Annotated in this window: 13 protein-coding genes; 4 read left to right on the forward strand and 9 right to left on the reverse strand. The window is 71.7% G+C overall.

Features of this window, described 5'->3' with window-relative positions:
• The first annotated feature begins 220 nt into the window (after nt 1-220).
• Complete coding sequence (locus tag F3L20_RS15690; RefSeq protein ID WP_150154918.1) at nt 221-1285, forward strand: DUF6215 domain-containing protein; 1065 nt, start codon at nt 221-223, stop codon at nt 1283-1285.
• A gap of 64 nt (nt 1286-1349) precedes the next feature.
• Here F3L20_RS15690 and F3L20_RS15695 read toward each other — a convergent pair whose 3' ends face one another.
• Nucleotides 1350-2162: an SAM-dependent methyltransferase gene (locus tag F3L20_RS15695; RefSeq protein WP_150154919.1), complete on the reverse strand. Its 813-nt coding sequence runs from the start codon at nt 2160-2162 to the stop codon at nt 1350-1352.
• Nucleotides 2163-2381: 219 nt separating this feature from the next.
• Between F3L20_RS15695 and F3L20_RS15700 the strand changes: the two genes are divergently transcribed.
• Nucleotides 2382-3092: an SDR family oxidoreductase gene (locus tag F3L20_RS15700; protein WP_150154920.1), complete on the forward strand. Its 711-nt coding sequence runs from the start codon at nt 2382-2384 to the stop codon at nt 3090-3092.
• 32 nt (nt 3093-3124) lie between these two features.
• Here the strand turns inward: F3L20_RS15700 and F3L20_RS15705 are convergent, their stop codons facing one another.
• The 8 genes from F3L20_RS15705 to F3L20_RS15740 all read right to left on the reverse strand — a co-directional run bounded on the left by F3L20_RS15705 (nt 3125) and on the right by F3L20_RS15740 (nt 10851).
• On the reverse strand, nt 3125-3811 hold the full coding sequence (locus F3L20_RS15705) for a TetR/AcrR family transcriptional regulator (RefSeq protein ID WP_145824847.1): 687 nt from the start codon (nt 3809-3811) through the stop codon (nt 3125-3127).
• Between the two features lie 161 nt (nt 3812-3972).
• Nucleotides 3973-5586, reverse strand: a complete 1614-nt coding sequence (locus F3L20_RS15710) for a bifunctional 3-(3-hydroxy-phenyl)propionate/3-hydroxycinnamic acid hydroxylase (protein WP_150154921.1) — start codon at nt 5584-5586, stop codon at nt 3973-3975.
• Nucleotides 5583-6356 carry an HpcH/HpaI aldolase family protein gene (locus F3L20_RS15715; RefSeq protein WP_150154922.1) on the reverse strand — a complete coding sequence of 258 codons (774 nt, stop codon included), beginning with the start codon at nt 6354-6356 and terminating at the stop codon, nt 5583-5585. The genes F3L20_RS15710 and F3L20_RS15715 overlap by 4 nt, the downstream gene beginning before the upstream one ends.
• Nucleotides 6353-6823, reverse strand: coding sequence for a nuclear transport factor 2 family protein (locus F3L20_RS15720; protein ID WP_150154923.1), 471 nt, complete (start codon nt 6821-6823; stop codon nt 6353-6355). The genes F3L20_RS15715 and F3L20_RS15720 overlap by 4 nt, the downstream gene beginning before the upstream one ends.
• 2 nt (nt 6824-6825) lie before the next feature.
• Nucleotides 6826-7620, reverse strand: coding sequence for a 2-keto-4-pentenoate hydratase (locus F3L20_RS15725; RefSeq protein WP_145825017.1), 795 nt, complete (start codon nt 7618-7620; stop codon nt 6826-6828).
• 13 nt (nt 7621-7633) lie between these two features.
• Entirely contained in the window at nt 7634-8518 is an 885-nt protein-coding gene (locus tag F3L20_RS15730) for an alpha/beta fold hydrolase (RefSeq protein WP_150154924.1), read from the reverse strand.
• Complete coding sequence (locus tag F3L20_RS15735; RefSeq protein WP_150154925.1) at nt 8515-9450, reverse strand: 3-carboxyethylcatechol 2,3-dioxygenase; 936 nt, start codon at nt 9448-9450, stop codon at nt 8515-8517. Before F3L20_RS15735 ends, F3L20_RS15730 begins: the two co-directional genes overlap by 4 nt.
• A gap of 36 nt (nt 9451-9486) precedes the next feature.
• Nucleotides 9487-10851 carry an MFS transporter gene (locus F3L20_RS15740; protein WP_150154926.1) on the reverse strand — a complete coding sequence of 455 codons (1365 nt, stop codon included), beginning with the start codon at nt 10849-10851 and terminating at the stop codon, nt 9487-9489.
• Between the two features lie 315 nt (nt 10852-11166).
• On the opposite strand from F3L20_RS15740, the gene F3L20_RS15745 reads away from it, so the two are divergent.
• Nucleotides 11167-12294: an ABC transporter permease gene (locus F3L20_RS15745; protein WP_150154927.1), complete on the forward strand. Its 1128-nt coding sequence runs from the start codon at nt 11167-11169 to the stop codon at nt 12292-12294.
• Nucleotides 12291-13007: an ABC transporter ATP-binding protein gene (locus F3L20_RS15750; RefSeq protein ID WP_150154928.1), complete on the forward strand. Its 717-nt coding sequence runs from the start codon at nt 12291-12293 to the stop codon at nt 13005-13007. Before F3L20_RS15745 ends, F3L20_RS15750 begins: the two co-directional genes overlap by 4 nt.
• The last annotated feature ends 32 nt before the right edge of the window (nt 13008-13039 follow it).

Raw genomic sequence — 13039 nt, forward strand, 5'->3', positions numbered from 1 at the left:
CCGCAAAGGCGCCGGAGCTCGGTGGGGCACGCGGTCGCGTCACGGGTGCACGTCCATGCGGACCGGGGAAGCCCGTGTGGCAGGGCGGCGACCGTCGCCCGGGAGCGGGAGACCGGCAGGTCTGCAGCCTCCCGGTTCTTCGTTCATCACAGTTGAGCACCGGGCCGGAATTGTGGCTTCCGTCACAGCCGTGATGATCCTGTGCTGGTGAGATCACCGAATGCTCGGATTTCTCGTACGCCTCCTGCCCTTCTGGGTCCGTGAGCCGCTGCTCATCCTGGTCGGGTCGGTCTTCGGCGTACGCATCATGTACATGGCCGTCTTCGACGGCGAGGGATGGGTGCCGGCCGCCATCGGCGCGGCGTTCCTGCTGGCCACGGCGCTGCGTGTGCGCATCGTGGTCAAGGCTCTGCGGGCCCGGCGACATCGGAGCCCGGCGTCCGGCGCGGACGACGGGGCGACACCGGCCGCCACCGCGTCCCGGACGCAGACGCAGACGCAGACGCAGCCCCCGTCCCGCCCGCAGCCGCAGGCTCCGGCCGCGCCGCGTCCCGCCGTTCCGGCCGTCAAGGAACCCAACGCCTGGGGGCAGGCCGCCGCTGCCGTGGGTCTGTTCGTGGCGCTCGGGGCCGCACTCTGGCTGGGCCCGAAGTTCCTGCCCTCCGACGAAGTCGGGGCCGGGGCCGAGGAGGCCGTCTCGTGTCCCGGCGCGGAGGAGACCGGGGAGGGCGAGGAACTGCCGCGTGCCTACCGGACCACGCCCGGGGCCGTGACCGGCGAGGAGCTGTGCGAGGCACTCAACCGGCCTGACCTGCCCGGACTCCTCGGCACACCCACCGAGATCGCGACGTCGGCGTCCGGCTCCAGCGGCACCGCCCCGCTGACGGGCGAGAAGATCGCCCAGCCGGAGGCCAGGGTCGGCTTCGACACGTACACCGTGGACGTCCTGGCCACGTACAACAAGCTGACGATCGACCAGTACGCGAACCTGATGAAGTACGGGGACGAGACGGACGTCAAGAGGCTCACGATCCTCGGCCGGCCCGCGATCCTGTCCTCGGACCACATGATGAGCATTCAGATCGACCTGGGCGGCAGCGCGTCCGGCGGCCCCGTCGGGCAGGGCCCCCTGGCCAGAACGCTGACCGTGGCCCTCGACGCGAAGGACGGGGGCGGTTACTACGACTTCACCGTGTGGAGCGAGTCGGCCGGTCTCCCGGACGACAGCGTCCTCGTCGACGTCGTGGAGACGGTGCTCCCAGCGATCCCGCACGGGAACGCGTGACGTGACGCCCTGTCCCGGGGCCCGCGCACGGCGGGCCCCGGGACGGCGATCCCCATGACGCGCCTCACTTCTTGAGCGCGACCCCCGCGACGGACACGTCCGGCGCGTCCGCCGTGCCGCCGTCGGACTCCGGGCGCCAGGAGACCGTGGGGACGACACCCGGCTCGACCAGGTCCAGCCCCTCGAAGTAGGAGGCGACCTCCTCCGGCGACCGGAGGTGGTAGGTGTTGGCCGACTGCTGGTTGTACGCCAGGACCGCCTGGTTGAGCGCCTCGTTGGAGTTCGTGCCGTCGCTCAGTGCGAGGTAGCTGCCCGAGGGGAGCCCCGCGAGCAGGGCGCTCACCAGCTCCGCCGGCCGGTCGGCGTCGGAGATCTGCCCCATGATCCCCAGCATGGTCAGGGCGACCGGGCGGCTGAAGTCCAGCGTCTTGGCCGCCTCGGCCAGGATCCGCTCCGGGTCCCGGACGTCCGCGTCCACGTAGGCGCAGGCCCCCTCGGGGCTGCTGGTGAGCAGCGCCTCGGCGTGCACCAGCACCAGCGGATCGTTGTCCACGTACACGATGCGGCTCTCGGGCGCGATGCGCTGGGCCAGCTCGTGCGTGTTCTCCGCGGTGGGCAGCCCCGTCCCGATGTCCAGGAACTGCCGGATGCCTGCCTCGCCCACCAGGAAACGCACGGCGCGCGCGAGGAACCGCCGCTGCAGCCTGGCGACGGCGGCGAACTCCGGGAACGTCGTCAGGATGGCCTCGCCGACCTCGCTGTCGACGGGGTAGTTGTCCTTGCCGCCCAGGAGGTAGTTCCACACCCGGGCGGAGTGCGGACGGTCGGTCTGCAGCCTGTCCCGGATGTCACCGCGCGGGGTTTCGGGAGATTCCATGGATTCCATGGGCATAGCTTCACACACGGTGGTGCAGAAAGTGATCAAGTGCCCGCATGTCCACCGGACTTCGCGGCAGAACCGCCTGCCGCGCCGCCGCCCTCGCCGTGCCGCCGCCGAGTGCCGTTGACGCGCACCGTGGGGCCGACTACCTTTCACTAGAATCGCGATTCTAGAGGAATTGTTCGGATCAAGCCCGTGACCCAGGAGCAGCGCACCGTGACCGAAGCACACCCCACCGCCCTCGTGATCGCCGGCAGCAGCGGTATCGGCGCCGCCTCGGCGCGTGAACTGGCAGCACGTGGGCACCGGGTGGCGGTGCTGGCACGCGGCGAAGGGGCGGACGCGCTGGCCGGGGAACTGGGCGGTCTCGCCCTCCGCGGCGACTACACCGAACCCGGGGTCGTCGAGGGCGCCGTCGAGCAGGTGCTCTCCGCCTGGGGGCGGCTGGACGTGCTGGTCAACAGCGCGGGTCACGGCCCCAAGGGGAAGCTGGAGGAGCTGACCGACGAGGACTGGGCCACCGGGTTCGACCTGTACTTCTACCACGTGGTGCGGGCCTGCCGTGCCGCCCTGGCCCCGATGCGCGCCCAGGGTGGAGGCAGCATCGTCAACATCTCCTCGGCCAGCCCCGGCGAGCCCTCGCCCCGCTTCCCCACCTCCATGGTGGCCCGGGCCGCGATGACGACCTGGACGAAACTGTGGGCGGACGAGGTCGCCGCCGACGGCATCCGCGTCAACAACGTGCTCCCCGGCTATACCGTCGCCGACCCGGAGACCGTGCCGGCCGCCTGGACCGCCAGCATCCCGCTGGGCAGGGCCGCCGCCTACCAGGAGGTGGCGCGGGCAGTGGCCTACGTCGCCTGCGACGCCACGTACACCACCGGACAGAACCTCCGGGTCGACGGCGGACTCACCCGCGGCGTCTGACTCACCCGTCCCGCCGGGCGGGACGCGAGGGGCTACCGCTCCCCGGCCGCCCGGCGGGCGTGGTCGTCCACCAGACTCTCCAGCGCCCGCGCGGCCAGGTCCGCGTACTCGGCGAAGTCCAGCTCCAGGTGCACCTCGGAGTTCGCGTGGACGTAGAGGCCGTCGGTCAGCGCCAGACTCAGCACCGTGAGCTTGGTGGGCAGATCGGGGAAGCGCTCGGTGACGTCGGCGGGGACGGACTCGGTGATCCGCGCGACGTCCACCCTGAACATCTCCACCCGCATCCGCAGGTATGCCGCACGGACCTCGCTGTCCTCGCCCAGGCCGCCGAGCTGCCGGCTCAACGCCCAGACCGCCGCGGCCTTGAGCAGCGCCTCCTCCTTCGTGTACTGCTCGGGGTCGGCCCCGGACAGGCCGGTGATGCCGCGCGACAGTTTCTGACGCAGCCCCTCGGGCCCGGAGTGGATCTCCATCCACACCTCGTAGCAGTGCTCGAGCAGGGCGACGAAGAGCTGCTCCTTGCTCTTGAAGTGCCAGTAGACCGAGCCGATGGGCAGACCGGACTCGGTGCTGACGGCCGCCATCGTCGTGCCCTGGTAGCCGTGCTCCAGCGCCAGGTCCAGCGCCGCACGCAGGATCTGCTCCCGGCTCCGGCCCGTACGCGCCTGCCGCGTGCCCTTGCCCCTGGTGCCGCCGCTCTGCCGTGTGCCCTGCTCCATGCCGCCCCTGTCGCCGTGTCGTGCGTGCCCCACGTTCAGTGAAGTGCCCATTCTAGAACCCGGCTACTAACGGGTCCGGGACCGAAAGGGCACATCTGTACGCCCATTCGGTCCCGGACCCGGTGCGCACCGTCCCACGCGGGGCCGGGGCCGCGCCGCCGTCACACGGCGCAGGCGGCCGCCAGGACCCGGGCCGCCACGTCGTCGAGCTCCTGGGTCAGGCACTCGGCGGCGATCACATGGTCGGGGCGGAGGATCACCGCGCCCACCGGCCGCGCGTCGAACCACGCCTGGAGGCCCGCCTCGCCGCCGAGGTCGCCGACGACGGTGACGCCGGCCGTGGCCTGCTCGCGCGCCCACGGCAGCTGGGCCTTCGGCACCACCTGCACGAGACGGGCGCCGAGCCGGTCCAGCGCCACACGCCGCTCGGCCGACAGGAACGCCGTCGGGTCGTTGTTCCAGGTGAGGATCCGCCAGCCCTGACCGGTCGCGTCGTCGAGCAGCATCTCGACGCCGTCGGCGTCGGTGGCCCTCGGCTGCGGGAAGATCGTGCCCGCCAGCCGGGGCACGTCGCGGACCGGCAGCGACTTGGACACCGGCAACGGGGTGTGCACCACCACGCCCCGGTCGAACTTCGGCTGCGGCTTGAACGCCTGCCGCTTCTGCGCCTCCCGCTCCTCGGGCGTACGGGAGGCGGCGATCCGGTCGCGCTCGGCGGCCTTCTCGGGGTCGTGGTCCGTCATCTCCTTCGCCATCCGGAGGGAGACGGCCACCATCTGCGTGACATGACCGAGCCGTTCGGTCTCGTACGTGTCCAGCAGACCGTCGGCCGCCAGCCCCTTGACGACGGCGGCGAGCTTCCAGCCCAGGTTGAAGGCGTCGCGGATCCCCGAGTTCCAGCCCTGTCCGCCGACCACCGGCATGACATGGGCGGCGTCACCGGCGAGGAAGATCCGCCCGTGCCGGAACCGGCCCGCGATGCGGGCGTGGTGACGGTAGACGCGGCGGCGGATGATGTCGAGCTTCGACGGGTCCGGCACGTGGGGCGCGAGCAGGGCGAACACGAACGCGTCGTCCTCGACCTCGGCCTCGCCCTCGTGCTCGAAGAGGGTGAACTCCCAGCGCCGGATGCCGTGCGGCAGCGCGATGGAGGCGTAACTGCGGGCGGGATCACCGCCGAAGACGGCGTGGGGCGTGCCGATCGGGTCGTTGGCGACGTCGATGACGATGCCGTCGGTCGGCCGGGTCTCGCCCTCGAACGAGATGCCGAGACGCTTGCGGGTGGGGGAGGACCCGCCCTCGGCGGCGACGGCGTATCGCGCGCGCACCGTCCCGCCGTCCGCGAGCGTGGCGACCACACCGTCGGCGTCCTCGGTCAGGTCCACGACCTCGGCGCCGAAGCGCACGGCTGTGCCGGGGAAACGGTCGAGGCCGGCGAGCAGCACCCGGTCGACCAGCGGCTGCACGAAGCCGTTGCGGCGCGGCCAGCCGAACTCACGTGTCGTCGGGTTCACTTCGGACAGGATCGCCCCGGCACCGTTGATCATGTAGATCTTCTGGTCCGGGATGGTGTGCGGAAGCACCTCGTCGACCAGGCCGGCGGTCTGCATCGCGCGCAGTGCCTCGTCGTCGATGCCCACGGCCCGCGGGTAGTCGACGAGTTCGTGCTCCCGCTCGACGACCAGTACGTCGATGCCCTGCTGCCCCAGCAGGTTGGCCAGGGTCAGGCCGACCGGACCCGCCCCGACGACGAGGACGTCGCAGGCCTTGTTCATGTGGTGCTCCGTGCGGATCGTGCCGGGCCGAGCCCGGCGATGGTGTCGCCGAACGCGCGGTTCAGCAGGACGAGATCGATGCCGAGGCCGACGTAGTCGACGAGGCCGTCGGCGAACAGGCGGGCGGCGTACTCCGGACGGCCGGAGTAGATGCCGAGGGTGACGCCGTGCGCGCGCGTCACCTCGCGGAGGTGAACGATCGCCTCGCGCACCGGGCCCTCCTCCCAGTCGCCGCGCCCGGGCAGGCCGTAGGAGACGGCGAGGTCGGCCGGGCCGATGTAGACCGAGTCCAGGCCGGGGGCCGAGACGATCTCCTCGGCCCGGTGGACTCCGGTGCTCGTCTCGATCTGCGCGACGGCCGACACCGCCCGGTTGCCCGCGTCGGTGTAGGAGTCTCCCGGGTACAACGCGGGCCGGGAGGGGCCGAGACTGCGGTTGCCGGCCGGCGGGTACTTGGTGGCGGCGACCAGGGCCTCGGCCTGGGACCGGGACTCGACGGTCGGCGCGACGATGCCGCGGGCCCCGCTGTCCAGGAGCCGCAGGACCGGCGCGGGGTCCAGCGAGCCCACCCGGGCGTACGCGTAGGCGTTGTCCCGGGGGATCGAGCGCAGGATCCCGCAGGCCGCCTCCAGCCCCAGCTCCCCGTGCTGGAGGTCGAGGATCACGCCGTCGTAACCGGCGGCCACCGCCCACTCCGGCACCGAGAACGCCGGGACCGTCTGGTGGTACAGGATCGGATGCCGTCCGCCGCCGAGAGCGTCCCGCTTCACCGGGCCGGCCCTTCCTGTCCGGCCACGCGCGCCGCGTGGGCCGCCGCCGCCCGGCCGCCGAAGACCGGCACGATCTCCCGGCGGGCGAACAGCCACCGGCCGTCCACCTTGCGGTAGCGCTCGCGGAACTCACCGACCGACGCGGGCAGCGTCTGCGGCTCGCCCGTGTCGCGGAAGGTCAGGTACTGCACGGTGCCCTCGACCTCGTCCCCGTCCTCGGCCCACACCAGGCGGATCCCGCCGATGAAGTGACGGCCGACGACGTCCGTCTGCCGGGCCCGCCTGGCACCCCACACCTTCATGGCCTCGCGGTCCATGTCGCCCATCGGGCCGATGGAGACGCCGTCCTCGGTGTACAGCTCCCAGGTGGTGTCCGCGCGATGGTGGTCGAGGCGGTGAAGCATCTCGGTGACGAGTTGCTCGATCTCGACGCGGGTGATCGCGTCGACGGGACGGTAGTCAGTCATGTTCAGCCTTTCGAATCGGCGGTCGCGACCACGCGACCCAGCCCGGTGACGGTGGCGACGCACTCGACGTCGGCGGGCCACGGCTCGATGTAGCCGATGGAGCCCGACAGCAGCACCTCGCCGGCGCGCAGCGGCTCGCCGGTGCGCAGCGCGGTCCCGGCCAGCCAGACGACCGCGTTGACCGGGTCCCCCAGCACGTTGGCACCGACACCCCGGGTGATCTCCTGACCGCCACCGGTGATGACCATCTCGACCTGGGTCAGGTCGACCTCGCCGTACGGATGCCGTTCCTCGCCGAGGACGACTCCGCTGCAGCCGGCGTTGTCCGCGATGGTGTCGACGATCTGCCCGACGGAACCGGCGTAGCGGAAGTCGACGACCTCGAAAGCGGGCGTCACGTAGTCGATGGCGGCCTCCACGCACGCACGGGAGGGCTCGAGGACGTCGCTCTTCAGCACGAACGCGACCTCCGCCTCGATGAGCAGGCGGTTGTACGCGGACAGCGGCAGGCGCGTGCCCGAGGGGTGCACCATGTCGTCGTGGATGATCCCGTAGTCCGGCTCGTCGATGCCCACGCGCTGCTGCACGAGGGCGTTGGTCAGGCCGACCTTGCGGCCCACCCGCCTCACCCCGAGTTCGCGTTCGCGCAGGGCGGCGAACTCGGCGGAGATCGCGTAGGCGGAGTCGAGGTCGCGCTCGGGCAGCCGGGGGCTCACGTACGGCACCGTGTACACGCCGCGCTTGGCCTCGAACAGCTCGCGCGCGATCTCGCTGATGGTCTCCCGGGTGACGCTCACTCCGGTCCTTTCGTCAGGCATGCTTCTGGAGGAAGGCGACCGCCGCGGCGTTGAACTCGGCGGCACCCTCCCACTGCGGCCAGTGCGCGGCGCCGCGGACCAGCAGGTACTCGCCGTCCGTGATCAGCCCGCACAGGCGCTCGCCCTCGGCCTCGTCGCCGGTCGGCTCGTTGTCGGTCCACACCATCAGGGCGGGGACCGGGACGGCCGCGAAGTCGTCGTCGGTCACGCGGTTGCGCCAACGCCGCTCCGGCTCCCGCAGCGCGGACACGTTCGCCATGCTGAACCCGTCGCGGGCGTAGATCGCCTGGCGGACGCGGACCAGCTCGTCGGTGATGTTCCGCGGGTCGTGGATCACGACCTGGAGACGCTTCCTCACGTTCTCGAAGGTCGGCTCGCTCACCGCCTTCGCGCTCACCGACTGGGTCCGGTCCAGCTGCGGTTCGCCGATCACCCGGCCGCCCGGCGCGGACAGGATGACCGTGCGCAGACGTTCGGGGTGCTTCGGCGCGAACTTCAGCGCCAGCCAGCCGCCGAGCGACTCACCGGCGAGGTGCACCCGGTCCAGCTCCAGCGCGTCGAGCAGCGCCAGCAGGTGCTCCTCGTAGTCGCGGATCTCGAGCGGGTGGTCGGCGAGCGCGGTGTAGCCGTGGCCCGGGTAGTCGTAGCCGACCACCCGGAAACCGGCCTCGGCGAACGCGCGGACGTTCTGCGTCCACGCCTCGATGTGGCCGCTGGTGCCGCTGGCCAGGACGACCGTCTGCGCGTCCGGGGACGCCCCGGCGATGTCGAGGACCCGGGTGCGGCAGCCGCCCGCGTCCACGTACCGCAGCGCGTGCTCCAGGTCCGCGATCTCTTCCCACAGGGTCGCCAGGTGCGCCCTCTCCGCCCCGCTCACGCCGTCACCGCCGCCTGCACGGCGAAGCCCGCGCCCCACTTCTCGACCGCCCAGTAGCGGTCGACGGCGAAGCGGTAGGGTCCGGCGGTCGACAGGGCCGCGTAGGCCGCGATCCAGCTGCGCATCTCGTGCGCGGCCGAGCCGCCCTCCGCCACGAACCAGCCGTTCTCCCAGCCGTCGGCCGGGGTGAGGTCGCCGGAGCGGAACGTGTCGAGGACGAGCTTGTCCCACTCCTCGTTCAGCGGGTCGCTCGGCGCCTTGCCGTCGGCGATCGCCCGGATGCCCTTGACGATCATCTGCTCGCGCTCGTGCCGCTCCTCGGGGGAGGGCGCGTAGGCGACCAGACGTTCCCGCACGGTGCCCGGGGCGCCGTCCCAGCGGGGGATCGGGGGGTTGTGGGAGATGCCGCCCGAGGCGAGGAACAGCACCTTCTTGTCCAGGGCCCGGGCGGCCCGGCCGAACGCCTCGCCCATCAGGCGCACCCGCCGCATGGGGGAGAGGGGCAGGCCGATCGCGTTCACGAACACCGGCACGATCGGTTGCGTGAAGTCCTTGCCGAACACGAAGTCCAGGGGCTGGACGATGCCGTGGTCGACCGTCATCCGCTCGCTGCGGCCGATGTCGATGCCCTCGGCCAGGACGGCGGCGTGCAGGGCCCGGGCGGCGTCGGCGTCGACGGGGAGCGGCCCCGCGGTGGTGCCGTAGTCGCCGATGCCCTCGGCGACCGCTCCGATCACCCACGGGGTGATCAGCGAGTAGAGCTGGCCGTTGAAGTGGTCGGGCCCGAACACCACGACGAGATCGGGGTCGTACGCGGAGACGAACTCCCTGACCTCGTCGATGGCGGCATTGATCTCGGCGAACGTCTCCCCGCCCGGGTCGACGTTGCCGAAGGACGGCGCGTGGGAGAGCGCTGCGACGGCCAGCGGCATGGTGCTGGTTCCTTTCTGGGAGGGTGCGGACGGCCGCTAGGCGGACGTGCCGGAGAGCGCGGGTTCGGGGCGCTGGGCCTCGCCCGCGTCGGGGCGGCGCTGGGCCAGGTGGAGGACGATGATGCTGACGCCGGCGAGCAGCATCGGCAGGGAGAAGACGGTGAAGGCCACGCCCGTGCCCCAGCCGGCGTCGAAGGCCGCGCCGCCGATGACCGGGGCGGCGATGCCGCCGAACCGGCCGACGCCGATGACCACACCGAAGCCGGTCGAGCGGGCCAGCGTCGGGTAGAGCGTCGGGACGATCGTGTAGAAGGCCGCGGTGCCCGAGCAGACGAAGAAGGAGGCGGCGAACAGGGTCCACCAGGCGGTGGGCATCTGGGAGCCGATGATGCCGAACAGCGACAGGGTGAAGGTGGCCAGGAGCAGGAAGACGGGGGCGAGGACGCGGATGCTGATCCTGCCGCCCAGGTAGCCGAAGAGGACGTTGCCGAGGATGCCGCCGATGCTGAAGGCGGTGACGAGCTGCGGGGCCAGCGCGGGGTTGTCGTTGGCGGAGGCCACGCTGCTGGGGGCCCAGTTGGTCATGAAGTAGAAGCTGAGCATGTAGGCGATGTAGCCGACGATCATCAGCAGGGTGTAGACGCCGGTCCGGCCGGTGAAGACGGTGCGCAGCGAGCCCTTCGCCTTGACTCCCGTGGACTCCGGCACGGGAAGCGCCGTGAGCGCGGGCCGGTGCATCTTCGCGAGCAGCGCGTTGAGCCGCTGCAGGGAGTCGGGGCGGCGGCCCTCGGAGAGCCAGGCCAACGACTCGGGCAGCAGCGCGTACGTGGCGACCGCGGCGATCGCGCTGAGGACGAACCCGATCCACCAGCCGAACTGCCAGCCGCGGGCGTCGAGCATCGGGCCGACGATCATCGAGCCGAGCAGTCCGCCGATGTTGATGGCGGCGGCGTAGACCGCCATGACCAGGGCGTACACCCGCTTGCCCGTGTACTCGGTGAGGATGACGCCGACCACGGCCACCAGACAGCCGACTCCCACGCCGGTGACGATGCGGCTCAGGACCAGGGGCCAGGTTCCGGTCTCCGGAGTGGCGAACGGGCCGATGAACATGCCCACCGCGATCGTCGTGGTGGCGATGACGCCCATCTTGCGCCGGCCGATGCGGTCGGCGAGCGGCGCGACGATGATCGAACCCACGAGCATGCCGATCAGGGCGCCGGACATGACCAGTCCGAGTTCCGCCTTCGAGACGCCGAAGCCCCTCTCGATGTAGGGCGCGGAGAACGACGTGAGGGAGACGTCGTACCCGTCGAGCACGACCAGGGTGATCGCGATGACGACGGCGCGTTTCTGCAGCCCGCTCATTCTCTCCTGCGGGATGTGGTCGGTGATCCTCATGCGGGTTCCCCTGTTCCGGGACAGAGCGGACCGACGCCGGGGCGGCGGCCCGCAAAGGAGGAGGCGGAACGCTGACCAGCCGCGTTCCATCGACGAAACCTAGAAGTTACGTTCTAGAATCGCCATTACAGTGACGAGCGGCCGGGGGTGGTGTCAAGGGGTGGCGGGTGATCGGTTGAAAGTGCGGACGCGCGGAGCGGAAAGGTCCCGACGCATGTGTCGGTAACATCCGATAGGATGCCGACGCTCGTGTCGTCAAGTGCGAGTAAAGGGCGTGCGTGCCGCGCCCCCCTCTCCCCGCAGCCCGGAGTTCCCGTGTTTCTTGCCCTACGCGATCTGCGCTTCGCCCGCGGCCGCTTCGCCCTGATGGGCGCCGTGGTCGCCCTCATCGCCGTCCTCGGCGTCCTCCTCTCGGGGCTCGCCTCCGGACTGGCGGACGCCGGTATCTCCGGGCTGCGCGCGCTGCCCGTGACCCACATGGCCTTCGACGGGAAGGCGACCAGCGAACAGTTCTCCCGTTCCACCGTGGAGCAGGAGGACTGGGAGGCCTGGTCCGAGGCCCCCGGTGTGAAGCGGGCCGAACCGTTCGGCAACGCCCTGGTCAACGCCCAGGTGACCCAGGGCGGGCAGAAGGGCGAGCAGGTCAACCTCGCCGTCTTCGGCATGGCGCCCGACTCGCCCCTGGCCCCGAGCCCCGGGGAGGGGAAGGGGTTGAAGGACGGCGGTGGCGGCATCGTCATCACCCAGGAGATCGCCGACCTGGGCGTGCGCGTCGGGGACGTTCTGACCGCCGACAAGAGCGAGGTCAGGCTGACGGTGGTCGGCCTCGTCGACGACACCGTCTCCTACGGCCACATCGGTGTCGCCTACGCCGACCTCGACACCTGGCGCCACCTCCACTACGGCCTGCCCGGCGCGCTGCCCGAGGCCGCGCTCCGCCAGGCCACGGCCGTCGCCCTGACCCTGGAGGACGGCGCCGACGTCACCGCCGTCGAGAAGGCCACCGGCACCCGCGCCGACAGCAAGGAGACCACCTACGGCGCGTCTCCCGGCTACACGGCGGAGTCCAGCACCATGGCCCTGATCAAGGGCTTCCTCTACGCCATCTCCGCCCTGGTCGTCGGCGCCTTCTTCACCGTCTGGACCGTCCAGCGCAAGCCCGAGATCGCCCTGCTGAAGGCGCTCGGCGCCCCCACCGGCTACATCCTGCGCGACGCCCTCGCCCAGGTCGTCGCCGTCCTCGTCGCCGCCACGGCCGTGGGCACCGCCGCCGGTCTCGCCCTGGGCAGCGCGATGATCGGCAAGGCGCCGTTCTCCCTGTCCGCCCCCGCCATCGCCACGTCCGCCGGCCTGCTCATCGGCCTGGGGACCGTGGGCGCCGTCGTCGCCGTCCGCCGCATCACCGCCGTCGACCCCCTGACCGCCCTGGGAGCCACCCGATGACCACGACCAGCACCGACCACCGGGCCGCCCCGGACGCCACCGGCTCCGGCGGGCTGCGCCTGCACGACGTCAGCCTGACCCTCGGTGACGGCGACACCGCCGTCACCGCCCTCGACCACGTCGGACTGACCGTCGCCCCGGGCGAGTTCGTCGCCGTCGTCGGCCCCTCGGGATCCGGCAAGTCCAGCCTGCTCGCCGTCGCGGGGGGACTCCAGCGGCCCACCTCGGGCGCGGTGCACATCGCCGGCACGGAGCTGACCGCCCTGTCCGACAAGGAGCGCACGGCGGCCCGCCGGCGCCACATCGGTTTCGTCTTCCAGCAGTCGAACCTGCTTCCGTCCCTGACCGTACGGGAACAGCTCCTGCTGCCCCTGCACATCGACGGACGCCTGGACGCCGCGGCCCGGACCCGGGCCGACGAACTCATCGAGGCGGTCGACCTGGCGCACCGCGCCGGCTCCCGCCCGCACCAGCTGTCCGGAGGCGAACGCCAGCGCGCCGGTCTGGCCCGCGCCCTGATGACCTCACCCGCCGTCCTGCTGGTGGACGAGCCCACCTCCGCGCTGGACCGGGAGCGATCCGCCGAAGCGGTACGGCTGATCGCCGAGCAGACCCACCGGCACGGCACCGCGACCGTCATGGTCACCCACGACACGGCGATAATGGACGCCGCCGACCGGGTGCACGAGATGGTCGACGGCCGGCTGTCCTGAACCGGGCGGCCGGCGCCGTGCCGCCCGGCCCC

Source organism: Streptomyces tendae, assembly GCF_008632955.1.
In the GTDB taxonomy this organism is placed as follows: Bacteria; Actinomycetota; Actinomycetes; order Streptomycetales; family Streptomycetaceae; genus Streptomyces.

What these genes read in the sequence shown, in the direction of transcription:
- F3L20_RS15740 (WP_150154926.1), bottom strand. Translation starts at nt 10,851, where the DNA reads ATGAGGATCACCGACCACATCCCGCAGGAGAGAATGAGCGGGCTGCAG.
- F3L20_RS15705 (WP_145824847.1), bottom strand. Translation starts at nt 3,811, where the DNA reads ATGGAGCAGGGCACACGGCAGAGCGGCGGCACCAGGGGCAAGGGCACG.
- F3L20_RS15720 (WP_150154923.1), bottom strand. Translation starts at nt 6,823, where the DNA reads ATGACTGACTACCGTCCCGTCGACGCGATCACCCGCGTCGAGATCGAG.
- F3L20_RS15710 (WP_150154921.1), bottom strand. Translation starts at nt 5,586, where the DNA reads ATGAACAAGGCCTGCGACGTCCTCGTCGTCGGGGCGGGTCCGGTCGGC.
- F3L20_RS15695 (WP_150154919.1), bottom strand. Translation starts at nt 2,162, where the DNA reads ATGGAATCTCCCGAAACCCCGCGCGGTGACATCCGGGACAGGCTGCAG.
- F3L20_RS15735 (WP_150154925.1), bottom strand. Translation starts at nt 9,450, where the DNA reads ATGCCGCTGGCCGTCGCAGCGCTCTCCCACGCGCCGTCCTTCGGCAAC.
- F3L20_RS15750 (WP_150154928.1), top strand. Translation starts at nt 12,291, where the DNA reads ATGACCACGACCAGCACCGACCACCGGGCCGCCCCGGACGCCACCGGC.
- F3L20_RS15690 (WP_150154918.1), top strand. Translation starts at nt 221, where the DNA reads ATGCTCGGATTTCTCGTACGCCTCCTGCCCTTCTGGGTCCGTGAGCCG.